The 15,817-nt window shown below is 44.5% G+C and carries 11 protein-coding genes; 5 read left to right on the top strand and 6 right to left on the bottom strand.

The window, feature by feature from the left end; genetic code table 11:
• Positions 1 to 23: 23 nt before the first annotated feature.
• Together GXP65_RS00495 and GXP65_RS00490 are read right to left on the bottom strand one after the other, a co-directional pair.
• Positions 24 to 1,013, bottom strand: coding sequence for a D-alanine--D-alanine ligase (locus tag GXP65_RS00495; RefSeq protein ID WP_162091706.1), 990 nt, complete (start codon positions 1,011 to 1,013; stop codon positions 24 to 26).
• A 150-nt stretch (positions 1,014 to 1,163) separates the two neighbouring features.
• Entirely contained in the window at positions 1,164 to 1,733 is a 570-nt protein-coding gene (locus GXP65_RS00490) for an SPOR domain-containing protein (protein ID WP_045376616.1), read from the bottom strand.
• 236 nt (positions 1,734 to 1,969) lie between these two features.
• On the opposite strand from GXP65_RS00490, the gene GXP65_RS00485 reads away from it, so the two are divergent.
• Positions 1,970 to 4,603: a bifunctional acetate--CoA ligase family protein/GNAT family N-acetyltransferase gene (locus GXP65_RS00485; RefSeq protein ID WP_162091705.1), complete on the top strand. Its 2,634-nt coding sequence runs from the start codon at positions 1,970 to 1,972 to the stop codon at positions 4,601 to 4,603.
• 123 nt (positions 4,604 to 4,726) lie between these two features.
• On the opposite strand, the gene GXP65_RS00480 is transcribed toward GXP65_RS00485, so the two are convergent.
• Complete coding sequence (locus GXP65_RS00480) at positions 4,727 to 5,614, bottom strand: LysR family transcriptional regulator (protein ID WP_162091704.1); 888 nt, start codon at positions 5,612 to 5,614, stop codon at positions 4,727 to 4,729.
• Positions 5,615 to 5,848: 234 nt separating this feature from the next.
• On the opposite strand from GXP65_RS00480, the gene GXP65_RS00475 reads away from it, so the two are divergent.
• A complete protein-coding gene (locus GXP65_RS00475; RefSeq protein ID WP_045373531.1) occupies positions 5,849 to 7,987 on the top strand; it encodes a TonB-dependent hemoglobin/transferrin/lactoferrin family receptor in 2,139 nt (712 codons plus the stop codon).
• Between the two features lie 340 nt (positions 7,988 to 8,327).
• Here the strand turns inward: GXP65_RS00475 and galE are convergent, their stop codons facing one another.
• Together galE and GXP65_RS00465 are read right to left on the bottom strand one after the other, a co-directional pair.
• Positions 8,328 to 9,344: a UDP-glucose 4-epimerase GalE gene (gene galE / locus GXP65_RS00470; protein ID WP_005531327.1), complete on the bottom strand. Its 1,017-nt coding sequence runs from the start codon at positions 9,342 to 9,344 to the stop codon at positions 8,328 to 8,330.
• Between the two features lie 54 nt (positions 9,345 to 9,398).
• On the bottom strand, positions 9,399 to 11,357 hold the full coding sequence (locus GXP65_RS00465; RefSeq protein ID WP_045373527.1) for a diguanylate cyclase: 1,959 nt from the start codon (positions 11,355 to 11,357) through the stop codon (positions 9,399 to 9,401).
• A 286-nt stretch (positions 11,358 to 11,643) separates the two neighbouring features.
• On the opposite strand from GXP65_RS00465, the gene GXP65_RS00460 reads away from it, so the two are divergent.
• From GXP65_RS00460 to GXP65_RS00450, 3 genes are read left to right on the top strand one after another with little or no spacing between them, the layout of a single operon-like run.
• A complete protein-coding gene (locus tag GXP65_RS00460) occupies positions 11,644 to 12,399 on the top strand; it encodes a 5-oxoprolinase subunit PxpA (protein ID WP_045373524.1) in 756 nt (251 codons plus the stop codon).
• Positions 12,399 to 13,082: a carboxyltransferase domain-containing protein gene (locus GXP65_RS00455; RefSeq protein WP_162091703.1), complete on the top strand. Its 684-nt coding sequence runs from the start codon at positions 12,399 to 12,401 to the stop codon at positions 13,080 to 13,082. The genes GXP65_RS00460 and GXP65_RS00455 overlap by 1 nt, the downstream gene beginning before the upstream one ends.
• On the top strand, positions 13,079 to 14,014 hold the full coding sequence (locus GXP65_RS00450; protein WP_050917735.1) for a biotin-dependent carboxyltransferase family protein: 936 nt from the start codon (positions 13,079 to 13,081) through the stop codon (positions 14,012 to 14,014). The genes GXP65_RS00455 and GXP65_RS00450 overlap by 4 nt, the downstream gene beginning before the upstream one ends.
• 54 nt (positions 14,015 to 14,068) lie before the next feature.
• Here GXP65_RS00450 and GXP65_RS00445 read toward each other — a convergent pair whose 3' ends face one another.
• Complete coding sequence (locus tag GXP65_RS00445; RefSeq protein ID WP_162091702.1) at positions 14,069 to 15,502, bottom strand: FAD-dependent oxidoreductase; 1,434 nt, start codon at positions 15,500 to 15,502, stop codon at positions 14,069 to 14,071.
• Positions 15,503 to 15,817 lie beyond the last annotated feature (315 nt).

Here is a 15,817-nt window from a genome sequence, read left to right as displayed (position 1 = left end):
AAAATGAACGACGGTAACGTTAGTTAGATTGAAGTATTAATACAATCTGCTAAGAACTCATGGAACTTGTGACCGTTGTTTTGTAGCATTTTCGGGAACATCGAGATTGGCGTCATTCCTGGGAAGGTGTTGACTTCGTTAAGGTAAATCTCACCATCTTCTGTTAGGAAGAAGTCGATGCGCGATAAATGACGTAAATTCATTTGCTTAAAGACGGTTTCCGAAGCAACTCGAATCGCTTCCACCTGCTCTTCTGTCAGGTTCTTCGCTTCTACTTCAGTCAGTGAATGGCTAGACGTGCTGTACTTCTCATCGTAAGAATAGAAGGCACCATCAGGCGCAATCACTTCACCAGGCTTAGTAATGTGTAACTCGCCGTTCATCTCATAAGCGGCAACTTCCAGTTCACGAGGTTTGACTGACTTTTCTACCAAGACTTGCTCTGAGTAACCAAATGCATCGTTCACAGCTTGGGAAACAGATTGTTTCTCAGTGACACTGTAACAACCCACAGAAGAACCTTGACGTGCGGCTTTGACAAATACTTTTCCCCATTTATCAAACGCTTGTAACGCTTGTTCATGAGCTTGCTCATCGTTACGTGTTAAGAATAAGTATGGAGTGTTCGGAATGCCAATCGCATCGTACCAAAGCTTAGATGTGATTTTGTTGAAGCTGTTGCTGCTTGCTTCAGGGCCACAGCCTAGGTAAGGAATGCCCGCGATTTCAAACATAGATTGAATGTCACCGGTTTCGCCGGGGAAACCATGAATACAAGGGACAATGAAATCAACCTCTAGGCTTAGGTTGTCTGAACACAGCTTTTTCTGGTTAAGGTCTAAGTAAACCAATTCACCTTGGTTTGTTACCCAACCTTCATTTTTGATTTCTACGCGTGTAACGCTCACGTTTTCAATCAGATTCAGCTGTTGCTCTACAAAGTTTGCAGAAAGTAGTGAAATCTCGTGCTCTGAAGAGCCGCCACCGCATAGTAAAAGAATATTTTTAATCATGAATCAATCTTTCCGTGATCTCCAAAAGATACTATTCAGTATGATAAACCTTTGAGTAGTAACGTACAGTAATTTTACTGTGAGGAATGCTGTTCGAATAGGATTTGACCAAAGAAAAAAGGGAGCAAAACGCTCCCTTCTCTTGTTCTATTAATTTAGCTTGTTAAGCGTTGGATAAGCCGAGTTCTTAATGGCATCAATGCTTTTCACAAATGGCTTAAGCTGTTGGAAGTGCGTTGGCAATGTCGAGATTGCTTGCTTGGCTTCTGCACTTGTTGCGTAGTCACCGTAAAGTACTGAGAACCACTTAGTTCCATTTACCACTTTGTAGTTTTCCCAAATTGGCTGGCTGTTTTGTGGTAGCTGACGCGCAAACTGGTCGACTTTTGCTTGGCTGCCTACGGCAACAACTTGGATGGTGTAACCAAAGCGCTGAATGCCCGCTTGCTTCTTACTAGGCGGAATGATCTTAACTGGTTTCACCTGATCTTTAGGTGTTAACTTAACGACCTTTTTCTCTTCAGGCTTCGCAGTCATTTTTACGACTGTTGGTTCTACGTCTTTCTCTACCACTGCGTTCTCAGACGACATAATTGGCTTTGAAATAGACTGAGATTGGTAGTCTTCTCGGTAGCTTTCTGACGTTACGTCAGTGATGTAAGATTCCGATGCACAAGCAGAAAGCAGTACTGACAAGCCGATGATTGCGATTTTTTTCATGAAGTAACAAACGCTCTGGATAAATATTACGATAAATCATGCCGATAGCAGGCTATTTTATCAAGCACCAAACACAATAAACTGTGATTTTGGTGTGATGAGCGACACAAACTCTGTACGCATGGTTTAGTTTTGCACCAATGTCTGGCTTGTTCATATTTAAAGAGAAGCTTATTCGTTTATGATTGTATGAGGAATGACCGACCGTTCTCGTCGTCGATGGCAAAGGAGTCACAATGAATAAGCTACAAAAACTCTTCAAACCGAATTCTGTTGCTGTGATTGGCGCATCTCAAAAAGCGCTGCGCGCAGGCCAAATTGTAATGCGTAATTTGCTTCAAAGTGGTTTTGGCGGGGCCATCATGCCCGTGACACCAAAATACAAATCGGTGTCTGGTGTTATTGCTTATCCAAACATTGCTTCCCTGCCCTATACCCCTGATATCGCCATCCTCTGTACTAATGTGGCACGCAATAAGAAGTTACTGAAAGAACTGGATGAGCGAGGGACAGAATTCGCGATTGTTATTTCTGACGATGCCGAAAACATCGATGTTGCTGACTTAAACATCCGAGTCATTGGGCCAAACAGTCTTGGCGTTATTCTCCCTTGGCATAACTTCAATTGCTCGTTTTCTCCTGTTGCTGCGTTACCCGGCAAAATAGCCTTTATCTCTCAATCCGCAGCCGTTTGCACAACGGTATTAGATTGGGCGAATGACAAGAATATCGGCTTCTCCTCTTTTATTTCTATTGGCCAAGGGCAAGATGTCGATTTTGCTGAATTGCTCGATTACTTAAGTATGGATGCAAAAACAGAGGCCATTCTTCTTTACGTGGATACGATTAAAGATGCTCGCCGCTTCATGTCTGCTGCTCGTGCAGCCTCTCGTAACCGACGCATTTTGGTTTTGAAAGCCGGTAAATCGACTCAGGCTAGAACACTGGGTGATCAAGACGTTGATTCGTTGGATGTGATTTATGACTCGGCGATTCGAAGAACCGGTATGCTACGCGTAGGTAACACCCACGAATTGTTTGCTGCTGTAGAAACTCTGACCCATTCTGTTCCACTTCGTGGTGAACGTCTTGCGATCATCACTAACGGTGGCGGACCTGCTGTTATGGCAGTGGATACGTTGCTAGAACGCGGCGGTAAGCTTGCTTCACTTGATGAGGTATCTGCCGAGCAGTTGAGCACGGTATTACCAACCAACTGGCGTGGTGTTAACCCTATCGATCTTGCGGGCGATGCGACTAAAAAGCGCTATGTCGATACGATAAATACACTCATGAATAATGACTGTGCCGATGCGATTTTGATCATGCACAGTCCTTCTGCTGTGTCTGACTCTTTGGAAACTGCCCACGCGGTAATTGAAGCTATTCAAGCCCATCCGAGACACAAACACTTTAATGTTCTGACTAATTGGTCTGGCGAACAAACCTCTCGGGAAGCTCGTCTTGCGTTCACTCAAGCTGGCATTCCTACTTACCGAACGCCAGAGAGTGCCGTTGTCGCTTACATGCACTTGGTCGAGTACAGGCGTAACCAAAAACAACTGATGGAAACACCAACGACGGCGGAACCATTACACTCTGGTAGTGTGAATTCTGCGCGCGAGTGGGCCCGCGAACAATTACTGGATAAAAACACAGTAACACTAGATACCCACCAATCCAGTCCATTATTTGAGCAGTTTGGTTTTCATATTCTCCCTACTTGGATCGCTTCGGAAGTCACAGAAGCCGTACATATGGCAGAGAACATCGGCTATCCGGTGGCGGTAAAACTTCGCTCTCCTGATATACCTCATAAATCGGATGTACACGGTGTCGCACTTAACCTACGTAACAGCCAAGAAGTCTCGAGTGCCGCACAAGCGATCTTAGACACTGCGAAGCTCAGTTACCCTGCCGCGAATCTTCAAGGCCTTTTGGTACAAGGGATGGCGAAGCTTGGTAGCGCCGAAGAGTTGCGCGTCAGTATCGCGGTGGACAAGGTATTCGGGCCGGTGATCTTACTTGGGCAAGGTGGTTCAGATTGGAATATCACGCAAGATGCGGTTGCAGCCCTGCCTCCACTCAATATGAACCTGGCGCGCTACTTAATCGTCATTGCGCTGAAATCTGGTAAGGTGCGATTACAGAAACATAAAGATGCGCTGGACATCACCGAACTGTCTAAGTTCTTAGTTCGTATTTCTCAAATGGCGGTTGAGTTGCCAGAAATAGAAAGGCTGGATATACATCCAGTGCTCGTATCTGGTAATGACTTAACCATTATTGATGCCGACGTAACATTGAAGCAATACAAAGGTGATGCGCAAGAACGGTTAGCGATTCGTCCTTTCCCTGCCGAGTTTGTTGAAACCGTCACATTGAGAGATGGCCAACCTATTCTGCTTCGTCCTATTTTGCCGGAAGACGAGCCAATCCACGCAGAGTTCATTAATAGTGTCTCTAAAGAAGATCTGTACAACCGATTCTTTTCTGACGTGGGCGAATTCAACCATGAAGCGCTCGCGAATCTCACTCAAATCGATTACGACCGAGAAATGGCGTTTGTTGCAGTAGCATTTGATGAGAACGGCCCTTCTATCATCGGTGTAGCGCGCGCTCTGATTACTCCGGACAACAGCGACGCAGAGTTTGCCATTTTGGTGCGTTCAGATTTAAAAGGAAAAGGTTTAGGCAAAGTGTTGATGCAAAAGATCATTACTTACTGCCAAGCGAAAGGCACAAAGCAGATGTCTGGTATGACAATGCCAACCAACCGAGGCATGTTGTCACTCGCGCAAAGTTTGGGTTTTGAATTGGATGTACAGTTCGCTGATGGTACTGCCGATATGATTCTTCCTCTCAACTAATTGAGTCCTATCAAGAGAAAGATCGGCATAACTTATTGAAAATAAATAAAGGGACGCTTAATCACGTCCCTTTGTTGAGCGAACTTACTGTTTGTCTTGCAAAAATCGAACAAAGTTACAGCATCACTTTAATTTCCAATTCTTCTTTAAGTATTGAACGCACCATGATTTCGCTTCACCCATCGCGTTTCTTCGCCACGCAAGAATAATGTCAACCGGCTGATCGTCCGTACCTTCGATTCGCTTTAAGGCGCCACTTTCAATCAAAGGCTGAGCAATTTGGTTTGGGAGAGTGCCTATCCCCAATCCGGAAGTCAGTGCTTCCACTTTCGCGGGAAAGTTCGTGACGGTGAGCCTTGGCTGTTTCTGCATAACATTAATCGACATTGCCGGCTGTTCTCTTGCCGTATCCGCGATCGCAATCACTCGGTATTTCGCCCTCGCCGCATCATCGAAGTCACCACTCCGTTTATGTACATAGTGATCGGATGCAGCCACCCATACCATGCTCATTTTACCTATGTTTTCGGCCTTTACGTCCTGAGGTAAAGTGTCTAGCGGAGGACAAACGAGCAGATCTGCACGGCCTGTGTTGAGTGACTCCCATCCCCCCGCAAGAATCTCTTCTTGCAGTCTTACCCGCGTACTACTTACGTTGGCTAGCGCGTCAACCATTGGGAAGAAATTTGAAATGGGAATAATGCCATCAAAAGCGACCGTAATATCGAGCTCCCACCCATTAGCGAGCAAGGTGGCGTCATTAACGAGCTTTTCGCTTGCTTGTAGTATCGCCCTGCCACGTTCAAGTATCAATTTTCCCGCTTCAGTGAAATGTGCTTTGTGGCCTGAACGGTCAAAAATGTTGATATCAAGGTCTTGTTCAAGCTTTTGTATTTGATAACTGAGTGACGACGGCGCGCGATCTAACTCGTTCGCGGCAGCAGCAAAACTTCCTCTTCTATCAATAGCATCAAGAATATGAAGTGCTTCTAAAGTGATTGGGCTCTGCACAGAAACTCCTATTTATGTGATAGCTATCACAGTAGTGGTGTTTGAGAAAAAATTAAAAATGTAGCTTCAACCAATATAACAGATTGATATTTAAAGACTACCTTTCCTATAGTACAAATTTTGACTTATAGAATTAACATTAAACAATAATTGGAATGATAGTAATTACCATTTAGATCTAATAAGATACCGCACGTTGTTATTGCCTCTTATGGATTTAAGGTATTGAAGCCAATGTATAAAAAATCAATTTTGTCAGCCTCTATTCTTATCGCCCTCTCCCAAGGTGCTTACGCTGAAGATACATCCACATTTAATGAAGTCGTTGTATCAGCAACTCGTACAAACCAAACTATGGATACTGTAGCAGCTTCTGTTGCCGTTGTTTCTGAGAAAGATCTCGAAGAGAACATGGCAAAAGATCTCAATGATGTATTCGAGTACACCCCTGGTGTTACGGTGAATGGCACTCAACGCCAAGGTGTTCAAAGCATTAACATTCGTGGCATGGAAGGTAAACGAGTGAAAATCTTGGTGGATGGTGCATCTCAACCAGGTGTTTTCGATGGCGGCCCATACTCTTTCATCAACTCTAGTGCGGTTACTGTAGATCCAGACATGCTAAAGAGCGTTGAGATCGTAAAAGGTGCTGCTTCTAGTTTGCATGGTAGCGATGCTATTGGTGGCGTTGTTGCATTTGAAACCAAAGATCCAAGTGACTTCTTAAAAGATGGCAAAGACTTCGGTGGTCAAGCTAAGCTCTCTTACTCTTCTGAAGACAACTCATTTAGTGAGCATGTTGCTTTGGCAAAGCAGTTTGACAATGTTGAAGCGTTGGTCGCTTACACACGCCGTGATGGCTCTGAACTACAAAATTTCGCAAAAGCCCCTTATGACGATTATTCAGTAACAGACCAAGATTACTACAAGAACGATTTGTTGGTAAAACTGCAGTCGCAACTTAATGACGATCACCGTTTGGAGTTTTTAGGCGAAGTTATTTACAACCAAACGGATTCAGACATTGCGAGTTCGTCTTACAAAAACTTCAATGCTGAAGACACAACCAAACAAAACCGTCTAGGTCTGAAACACATTTGGTTCGCAGATTTAGCTATCTCTGACACCATCACTTCTCAACTAACTTGGATCAGTAAGGAAGAGAATGGCGTAACAAATCGATTTAAAGAAGCCAGCGCAGGTCACCCACCTTGGGTTCCAGCAAACGGTGATAACCAGCAGAAGAAAGATTACGAATACACGGAAGATAAAATTGAATTTGAAACTCAGCTAGATAAAGAGATTCAAAACCACTACCTCGTGTACGGTTTATCATACAAACATAGTGACATAAGCAATACTAACCGCGAGTTTAACTCTGATCCTAGTACTCCAGACAAGGTTTATGTCTACACACCAGACGCGAAAGAACAAAGCTTTGGCCTGTTCCTTCAAGACGAAATCGCGTTGCTAAACGACAAGCTAATCTTAACGCCGGGTGTTCGCTACGACTACTTCTCTACCGATCCATCAGATACGTCTGACGAGTCATTCAAGAAGTTTAGTGACTCTGCGTTTACGGGTCGTCTAGGTGCAACTTACAAAGTGTCTCAGCCAGGAACTGTATTCGCTCAAGTAAGCCAAGGTTTCCGAGCTCCGTCATTTGATGAGCTTTACTACACGTATGACAACCCAGGCCATGGTTACACCAACCGCCCTAACCCAGATCTAGAATCAGAAAAAAGCTTGTCTTACGAGTTAGGTTACCGTCATAACACAGCCGCATCGGCAACCGAGTTCGCGCTTTACTACAGCGATTTCACGGATTTTATTGATCAAACATCAACAAGTAATGGCGGCTTAACAGAATACACATTCATCAACATCAATGAAGCAACCGTAAAAGGTGTTGAACTGTCTAACAGCCTTGATTGGCATGCGATTGCAAGCCTTCCGCAGGGTGTTACAACGCGCGTAGCCGCTGCATACACTGAAGGTGAAGATGGCAATGGTAACCCACTTAATAGTGTCAACCCTTGGAATGCTGTGGCAGCGGTTAACTACGACTCGCCAAACGCGCTTTGGGGTACAAGCTTAAAAGTTAACTACACTGCGAAGAAGTCTGACAGTGATATCAACTCAGATGGTAATAATGGCGGAACTAAAGACCAAGTTGCACTACCATCAGCGACAGTTGTTGATCTAACCGCTTACTACAAGCCAATGAAAGACCTGACCGTTCGTGCAGGTGTGATGAACTTGACCAATGAAGAGTACTACTTGTGGAACGATGTACGTGGTGAAACTGAGCTAAGCCGTGACATCACGCAGGCAGAGCGTAACTACAACATTAGTGTCAAATACGAGTTCTAAGTGTTACAAACACAAAAAAGCCAGCATTATGCTGGCTTTTTTATCCGTTTTCATTTCAAAAATGTTAAGAAAAGAATGAAAAATGAAAACTTACTGCTTTGCCATCTCTTTCTTCACCATAACTGCTGCAGCTACGATGAAAGCGATGATTAGACCAAGTTCCATGAACTACCCCGATAGTCTTGAGAAAATTTACGACCTAAATTAAGAGTCGGACATAGTTTAGCACTTCTATTTATTGAAGCTACCTTTTAACCAGTAATTTACGAATTTTTCCGATTTAGATCAAAAAAGGCGCAGAGCTGCGTCCTTTTGTTAATAAAGTGTAAAACTTAAGATTTTAAGCGTCTGGGTAACCTTGAGGGTTATTTGACTGCCAACGCCAAGTATCACTTGTCATCTCTTCAAGCGTACGAACCGCTTTCCAACCAAGTTCGTTAGCTGCTTTTGAAGGGTCAGCCCAACATTCAGCAATGTCACCAGGGCGACGATCCACCAGCTTAAACGGAACTTCTTTACCAGATGCAGCTTCGAACGCTTTTACCATTTCTAGTACGCTGTAACCGTTGCCTGTACCAAGGTTGTAAATATGAAGGCCTGCTTTGTTACCTACTTTGTCTAGTGCCGCTACGTGACCATCAGAAAGATCCATTACATGGATGTAGTCACGAACGCCTGTACCGTCTTTTGTTGGGTAATCACTACCAAATACTGATAGGAATTCACGACGGCCCACTGCAACTTGAGAAACGAATGGCATCAAGTTATTTGGAATACCTTGTGGATCTTCACCAAGCTCACCCGTTGGATGAGAGCCAACTGGGTTGAAGTAACGAAGCAGCGTGATACTCCAATCAGGGTTTGCTTTTTGGAAGTCAGTCAAACACTCTTCTACCATCAGCTTGCTGCGGCCGTATGGGTTTGTCGCGCTTGTTGGGAAATCTTCCATAATTGGCACAGAAGCTGGATCACCATAAACCGTTGCAGAAGAGCTAAATACGATAGATTTAACGCCTGCTTCGCGCATTGCATCAACCAGAACAAGCGTACCGTTTACGTTGTTGTCGTAGTATTCCAGTGGCTTTTCTACAGACTCACCCACCGCTTTAAGGCCAGCAAAGTGGATAACGGCTTCAATGTTGTGCGCTTTCATTGCATCGACAAGCGCGGCTTTATCACGAATGTCAGCTTCAATGAATACTGGTTTTACGCCGCAAACTTTTTCAATGCGCTCAAGCACGGTTGGTTTGCTGTTGTAAAGGTTATCGAGAATCACTGGTGTCATACCAGCTTCGATCATTTGAATACAAGTGTGGCTGCCAATGTAGCCCATACCACCCGTAACAAGTACTTTCATTTTATCATTCCTTCTGACGCGAATCGGGCTAGTCTAAAGGTTTCTAACCCGTTTTTAAACTGTATCTGGGGATTCGCAACCCATTAAAATTGCTTGGCCTTTACCTGCTTTCTTCGCTTGATACATGGCAGTATCCGCGCTCTTAAGAATTCTGGTCGCATCTCTTTCATTTACGCCAACCAGTTTCACACCAATACTGACGCCAACTTTAAGTAGTGAGCCTCGGTATTCAATTGGCGAACAAATCGTCTCAAGCAACTGTTCCGCGATTCGTGTTACGACTTTTTGATTGGCAGGATTAACCAACATTACGAACTCATCGCCAGACAAACGTGCGATTAAATCGCTGTGCCGCGTCGCACCAGTCATACGTTTAGCAACGATCTTGAGCACTTCATCGCCCGCATCATGACCATAAGTATCGTTGATACCTTTAAAGCCGTCCAAGTCGAGATAAAGTACCGCAAACTCGTCACGTAGGTAGCCTGATCTTTGTACTAATTCTTCAAGCTCTAGGTGGAACTTGGAACGATTCGCCAGCCCTGTCAACGCATCGTGATGAGCTAAGTATTCTAAACGCTCCATCTCTTTTGCACTTGAGAGGTCGGTTAAAATAATCACCATGTCATACGCATTTTGATCTTCGCTCTTAATGATACGATTTACTCTTGCGAACATGGGGATGAGCTGACCTAGATGATTCTTTTCAATGACTTCCCCTTGCCACATGCCATAGTTATCGATCGACTCGAGGATGCTTGGCATCATGGCTTGCAGTTTGCGCCAGCGAATAGATTTTATGAATGGCTTACCAACTAATTGGTCCGAATCCAAACCAACAAGTTTGGTCACTGCGGGGTTCACCATGGTAATGATGCCTTGATGATTCAGTACAACTAGTCCATCTTGGCTGCTCTCAAACACACGCCCCGCGACACGCTGACGATTCATTGCTTCTTCAATTTCAGTGATGTCTTGAATCACGAATAAAAGGTAGCCGTGCTTGCTAAGAAGTCGGCTCGTTAGGCTCAGTTGCTGTTCGCCTTCCCTATTTTCAAGGTGGATGTCATCGCACTCTAAGCCACGACTCAAAATTTGTCTGAGCTCATTTGGTGTTTTAGTCTGAATCAAATCACAAATGTTAGCGGTTTCTATCCCATGGTAGGTCTTTTCAAAAATTCGATGGGTCGCCCTATTGCAATGTATTACACGCCCTAAATTGTCAGTCACGATCAGTGCGTCTTGAATAGAGTCCACGACTTCTTCAGCGAAGGCTTTACGGCGCTCTAATACTTCCAAGCTGTGCTTACGTTGTTTCTCCAACCTTTGTTGACGATCGAGCATGAAGTTAAAAGAAGACACCAACTCACCGACTTCATCTTTCGCGCGATGCTCAATACGGCCACTAAGATGATGACCATTTGCTACGTCCTGAAGCGCACGATTAACTTCAATGATTGGTCGCAGCACGCGGCGCTCTACACCAATGTAAAACACAACACTACCGACCAAAAGAATCGCCAAGAACAGCAGCCCATCTTGGAGAAGCGCGTCTCTCACTTCCATCAGAGGCAACTGGGAAATAGTGACCCGTATTGTACCGACAACCTTGCCTTCATGAATGACAGGTTCTAATACATAAAGAAAGTGCGCCGAAAGAGCGTAACCCACCTCATGCAGACGACTACGCTCTGTCACTGTCGGCGACGGGAGCGTCGCACCATCCAAAGTAAAGATCGCAAATAACTGATTCTCTTTGTCGTAAAGCTTGACGCGTGATACGTTTGGCTCCTCCAAGAAATCAGCCAAGATCAATTGTGCTTGTTGCTTGTTCTTTGTTGCGAGCGCATCTTTAATAGAATGAGAGACATCGTTGATGAGAACCTTGGTTTGATCAACCAGTTCATGTTTCGCGGATTGATAAGTAATGTATGACGTGTAACTTTGAGATGTAACAAAGATGACCGTGATGAAAGCGAGAATCGGCCATATTAGCTTTGCTCGTAATGACATATATATTCCTGTCGCAGAAAGCAATCAAAAGACCAAAAGGATTGCTATGCAAACTATCACACAAAAAGAAGAAATAAGATTAACACGACATGCAATGAAATAAACCTGAAATTCTCAGATATTAGACTGATCAGTCATGAATTTCTTGAAACTTCGGATCATTTCAAAGAACTTGATGATCTTTTCATCGTTCTATCAATAACCTTCTGCTCGAAAAATGAAGTTAGTCACTGAACTTAAACGCATTTTCCTGCATTTTTAAGCATACTTTGGACTTTATAAACGTATGACATTGAATAATCAGCAACTGACACTAAATTGCGACATGGGTGAAAGCTTTGGCGCATGGAAAATGGGCGCAGATGAGCGTGTGATGCCTTTTGTCGATATGGCAAACATCGCTTGTGGTTTTCATGCTTCTGACCCAAATGTCATGCACGATACGATTACCCTCGCCAACCAGCACGATGTAGAAATCGGCGCTCACCCAGGCTACCCGGACCTACAAGGTTTTGGGCGTCGCAGCATAAAAATGACCAACGACGAAATCACTAATATGGTGATTTACCAAGTCGGAGCTCTGCAAGCTTTGTGCAAAGCGCAATACACAGACATTGGCTATATCAAACCCCATGGTGCGCTGTACAACGATATGATGCAAAGTGATGGCGTTTTTCTTGCTGTCGTCAAAGCTGTGGCGCTGTTTAAAGTGCCGTTGATGATTTTAGCCTCCCAAGAAAACGAAAAGTATCTCGAAATTGCTGACGATTTCGATGTGCCATTGCTGTTTGAAGCCTTTGCCGATCGTCTCTATCAAGATGATGGAATGCTCACACCAAGAACTCAGCCTAATGCAGTGCTAAACAGCGAACATGCCATTTTAGAACAAGTAAGAATGCTGGCAGAATCTGGTCGGGTAAAAACCGCTTCTGGTCGGTACATTCTTCTAGAAGCCGACACAATTTGTGTCCATGGGGATAACGACGAGTCCATCGCTCTCGTTCAAAAGATTCGTCAAAGTCTCTACACCGGAGGAAATTAATGAATCAAGGGCAGTTTTCTATCTCTCCCATTTCTGAATGCAGCATCTTAATTCGATTCGACGACACCATTACTGTCGAACATATTGGTGAATTAGCGCATCAGATTGTCGATAAGCTCAAACTTATTGTTATGAACGTGGTTCCTTCTTATCGAACCATATTGATCGATTACTTGCCCTTTAGAATTCAAGAAACCACGATTCTGCAGGAACTCAATCAAATCGTCAGCCGGTTTGATGTCCAGTCAATGGCCAACAAGCAACCGAACTATATTTCTATCCCCGTTTATTATTCGCAAGAAACCGCTCTGGATTTTGCGCGCTTCGAACAAAACGGATTATCGATGAATCAACTCATTGAGTTACATACTAAGCCGGTTTATACCGTTTCGGCGATTGGGTTTGCCCCTGGGTTTGCTTTTCTCTCTGATGTTACTCAGAAGCTGCAAATGCCAAGGCATCAAACACCTCGAACCCATGTTCCTGCGGGCAGTGTTGCCATTGCAGACAGTAAAACCGCAGTCTATCCAGCAGACAGCCCTGGTGGGTGGAATATCATAGGCCGCACGCCAATTTCGCTATTCACTGATACCCCTCCCTTCATTCCATTCGAGGTGGGTGACAAGGTCACGTTTGGTTCGATATCCAAGCAGGAATTTGTGAATTTAGGAGGCGTTTTATGAGCTTCGTAGGTTTATTGGTAGAAAAGCCAGGCCCGCTCTCTTTGATTCAAGATTTCGGTCGCTTCGGGTTAGCACACATCGGTATCACTCAAAGTGGACCAGTCGATGATTACGCTTACAGTTGGTCTAACCATCTTCTAGGCAATCCCGTTAACTGCTCTGTGATCGAAATTACATTGGGCAATGCGAGCTTTAAAGCCCTAACCGATTGTCATATGGCGATTTGTGGTGGTGACCTTAATGCAACGGTTAATGGGGAGCCCATTGCCAATTGGTCTGACTTTTGTCTACGTAAAGGCCAAACACTTAAGTTTGGTATCGCGAAGAATGGTCTTCGTGCTTACTTAGCAGTTAAAGGTGGCTTTGATGTGCAAACACACTTAGGAAGTACATCCACTGCCGTAAGAGAGTCGTTGGGCGGTCTAACGCAAAACGGCGAACCGCTGAAAGCCGGAGATATGATTGGATTTGAACCGCATACACTTCCCTCATCAAAATCGAGGCAGATGACGTTCCGATTCAAACCTGATTACAACTTACCCTTAACGCTTAGGGTAATCGAAGGCTATCAATACGAAGATTTTGCTCAACAATCGATTGATGACTTTTATTCAACTGGCTTTACCATCTCCCCCAATTCAAACCGCATGGGCTATCGTCTTGAAGGCGAAGCGATACAACCGCCTTATGAAGGGGTGCTTTCTGAAGGTATTGCGCTTGGCTCTATTCAGGTTCCTAACGACGGGAATCCCATCATATTATTGAACGATCACCAGACCATCGGTGGTTACCCTAAATTTGGCTGTGTGGCGAGAATTGACTTACCACGATTAGCGCAAGCCAAACCGGGACAAGAAGTGCGTTTTGTTCGCGGAGACAGACAAGGTCTGCAAGATGTGTGGTGCCAGTGGGCTCAATTCTTTGGTTATTAGTAAGATAGCCGAGCCCAGATTGAAACACACCAAATTGAAAAACAAATGTGAGCGTTACATGCCGTAACGCTCTGCTAGTGCTTGAGGGTAGCCGCGTTCTTGCGTCAGTTTAATCGCAAACTGTTCTACTTCTTTTTCACTCCAATGCACAGTGACTGGGTGTTGCGTTTCAACATTAGATTCAGGCTCAACCCCAAACCAATGTTTTGCCATCTTTTGTGCGGCAAGTAAGGTAGAAGAAGCCTTAACGACTTCGATTCGAGCGTAGTTATTCTCTTCAAATGTGACGTCAGCGGCACGCAATACAGGATCGGTTCCCGGGATTTGTTGCGCTCCAAATAGCGCTTTGCCACCCTTAACGGCATTTTTGTAATCCGGAATAAACTGAGCCATATGCTTAATCGCATTGCCCGTACGCTCATCTAGGATTTCTTGTCGCCAGCCATTTCGGATCTTAGACAACAACCGAGTCGGCAGCTCTGGCTGTGCAGAAGTGTTAGAGCTCTCCACCAAGCCGTCATCAAATAATGTGATGCCTTTTGTCATACCGTGCAATTGGAAGTAACCGTCACCATAAGGCGTTAATTGAGCCATGCCTTTGTCGGTACCGCGAGGGCCATGGAAGATCACTTCTGGCCACTGCTGCGTACATTCATTCCAACGCGTAACGTAAGCCGCCTTAAACTCAACCAATCGTTCGCGTTTCACGCCAATAGCGTCATCCACTGCACCAGTTTCAAAACCGCAAGCATTGATTAGGTAGTCGCAGCTTAAAAGCTGATGCTTATCGTCTTTAAGATATGTGAGCGCCCAATGTGAACCATCCCAATGGGCTTGCTTAAGTTCCGCTTGAGTCAATACCTCAACATTAGGCAGTTGAGCTAGCGTCATATTCGCTACCGCAGCTAATCTGAACACGCTCCATCCGTACTCCTGAACTGCGACGACTGGATATTTAAGGGCTTCCAGATCTGCGTGTTGAGCAAACGGAATGCACCATTCATCGATGCTCTTTGGGCTTTGCGGTTGTGTTTGCTGCGCCAGCGCAAGAAGTTCAGCTTTCGAGTACAGCTTGTAGTACTCATCGGGCTCACCAAGCACTTTGTTATCAGGCGCTTGTTGAACGAGCTTCTGATACGCCGATTTGATGACTTCTAAACGCGGTAACAACGCTTCCGGATCTCCTCCATCAGAATGTGGAACCGCGATTAAGGTAGGACGGACATTCAGTGAATGCGGATACAAACGAATCGTATCGATAGACTGAGTCAGAAGATCCAAGCACTGTTGCTCGGAAATCTCTCGATAAAGGTTACCACCAGCATGTAAATGACAAATTGGAGGACCATTGACCAAAGAGACGCCTTTTTCGATTACGGACACTTTGAAACCTAACTCGGCAAAGTGAATGGCTGCAGTTGAACCCGCAACCCCACCACCGATAATAGCGATGTGTTTATCTTTACGATTTGGAAACTCAGACTTCATTGCTTCACTGAAAATTTTATAAGGAGAAATCTTTACTTAGTGTGATTCTACTCGGGTTTGAGCATGATTAAAATCACAAAAAGTTCATGGGTTTGCATTTGTTCACGGTGTACGAAAAAAGTTACTTTTGAGAGCAAAAAATTTCCTAAAAAAGTGCTTGACGAGGTTGTAGGGAAAGCACTTTTTTTTACCTGTGTGAATAATATTTTAACGCTAACACCCATGGCATAAAGCCTGCGGAAACACCCCACTTTACTAACACTTCAGTTATCCCAAAAGTTATCCACCGTTTTTGTGGATAACTAAAATAAAAGT

The organism is Vibrio sp. LB10LO1 (assembly GCF_010092875.1).
Lineage (GTDB): Bacteria > Pseudomonadota > Gammaproteobacteria > Enterobacterales > Vibrionaceae > Vibrio > Vibrio campbellii.
Note: the sequence above shows the minus strand (reverse complement) of the source record. Positions and strands in the feature narration are given on the sequence as shown.

Excerpts from the sequence above, each read along its gene's own strand:
- GXP65_RS00460 (WP_045373524.1), top strand. The coding sequence starts at position 11,644 with ATGACATTGAATAATCAGCAACTGACACTAAATTGCGACATGGGTGAA.
- GXP65_RS00445 (WP_162091702.1), bottom strand. The coding sequence starts at position 15,502 with ATGAAGTCTGAGTTTCCAAATCGTAAAGATAAACACATCGCTATTATC.
- GXP65_RS00490 (WP_045376616.1), bottom strand. The coding sequence starts at position 1,733 with ATGAAAAAAATCGCAATCATCGGCTTGTCAGTACTGCTTTCTGCTTGT.
- GXP65_RS00455 (WP_162091703.1), top strand. The coding sequence starts at position 12,399 with ATGAATCAAGGGCAGTTTTCTATCTCTCCCATTTCTGAATGCAGCATC.
- galE (WP_005531327.1), bottom strand. The coding sequence starts at position 9,344 with ATGAAAGTACTTGTTACGGGTGGTATGGGCTACATTGGCAGCCACACT.
- GXP65_RS00485 (WP_162091705.1), top strand. The coding sequence starts at position 1,970 with ATGAATAAGCTACAAAAACTCTTCAAACCGAATTCTGTTGCTGTGATT.
- GXP65_RS00465 (WP_045373527.1), bottom strand. The coding sequence starts at position 11,357 with ATGTCATTACGAGCAAAGCTAATATGGCCGATTCTCGCTTTCATCACG.
- GXP65_RS00475 (WP_045373531.1), top strand. The coding sequence starts at position 5,849 with ATGTATAAAAAATCAATTTTGTCAGCCTCTATTCTTATCGCCCTCTCC.
- GXP65_RS00450 (WP_050917735.1), top strand. The coding sequence starts at position 13,079 with ATGAGCTTCGTAGGTTTATTGGTAGAAAAGCCAGGCCCGCTCTCTTTG.
- GXP65_RS00495 (WP_162091706.1), bottom strand. The coding sequence starts at position 1,013 with ATGATTAAAAATATTCTTTTACTATGCGGTGGCGGCTCTTCAGAGCAC.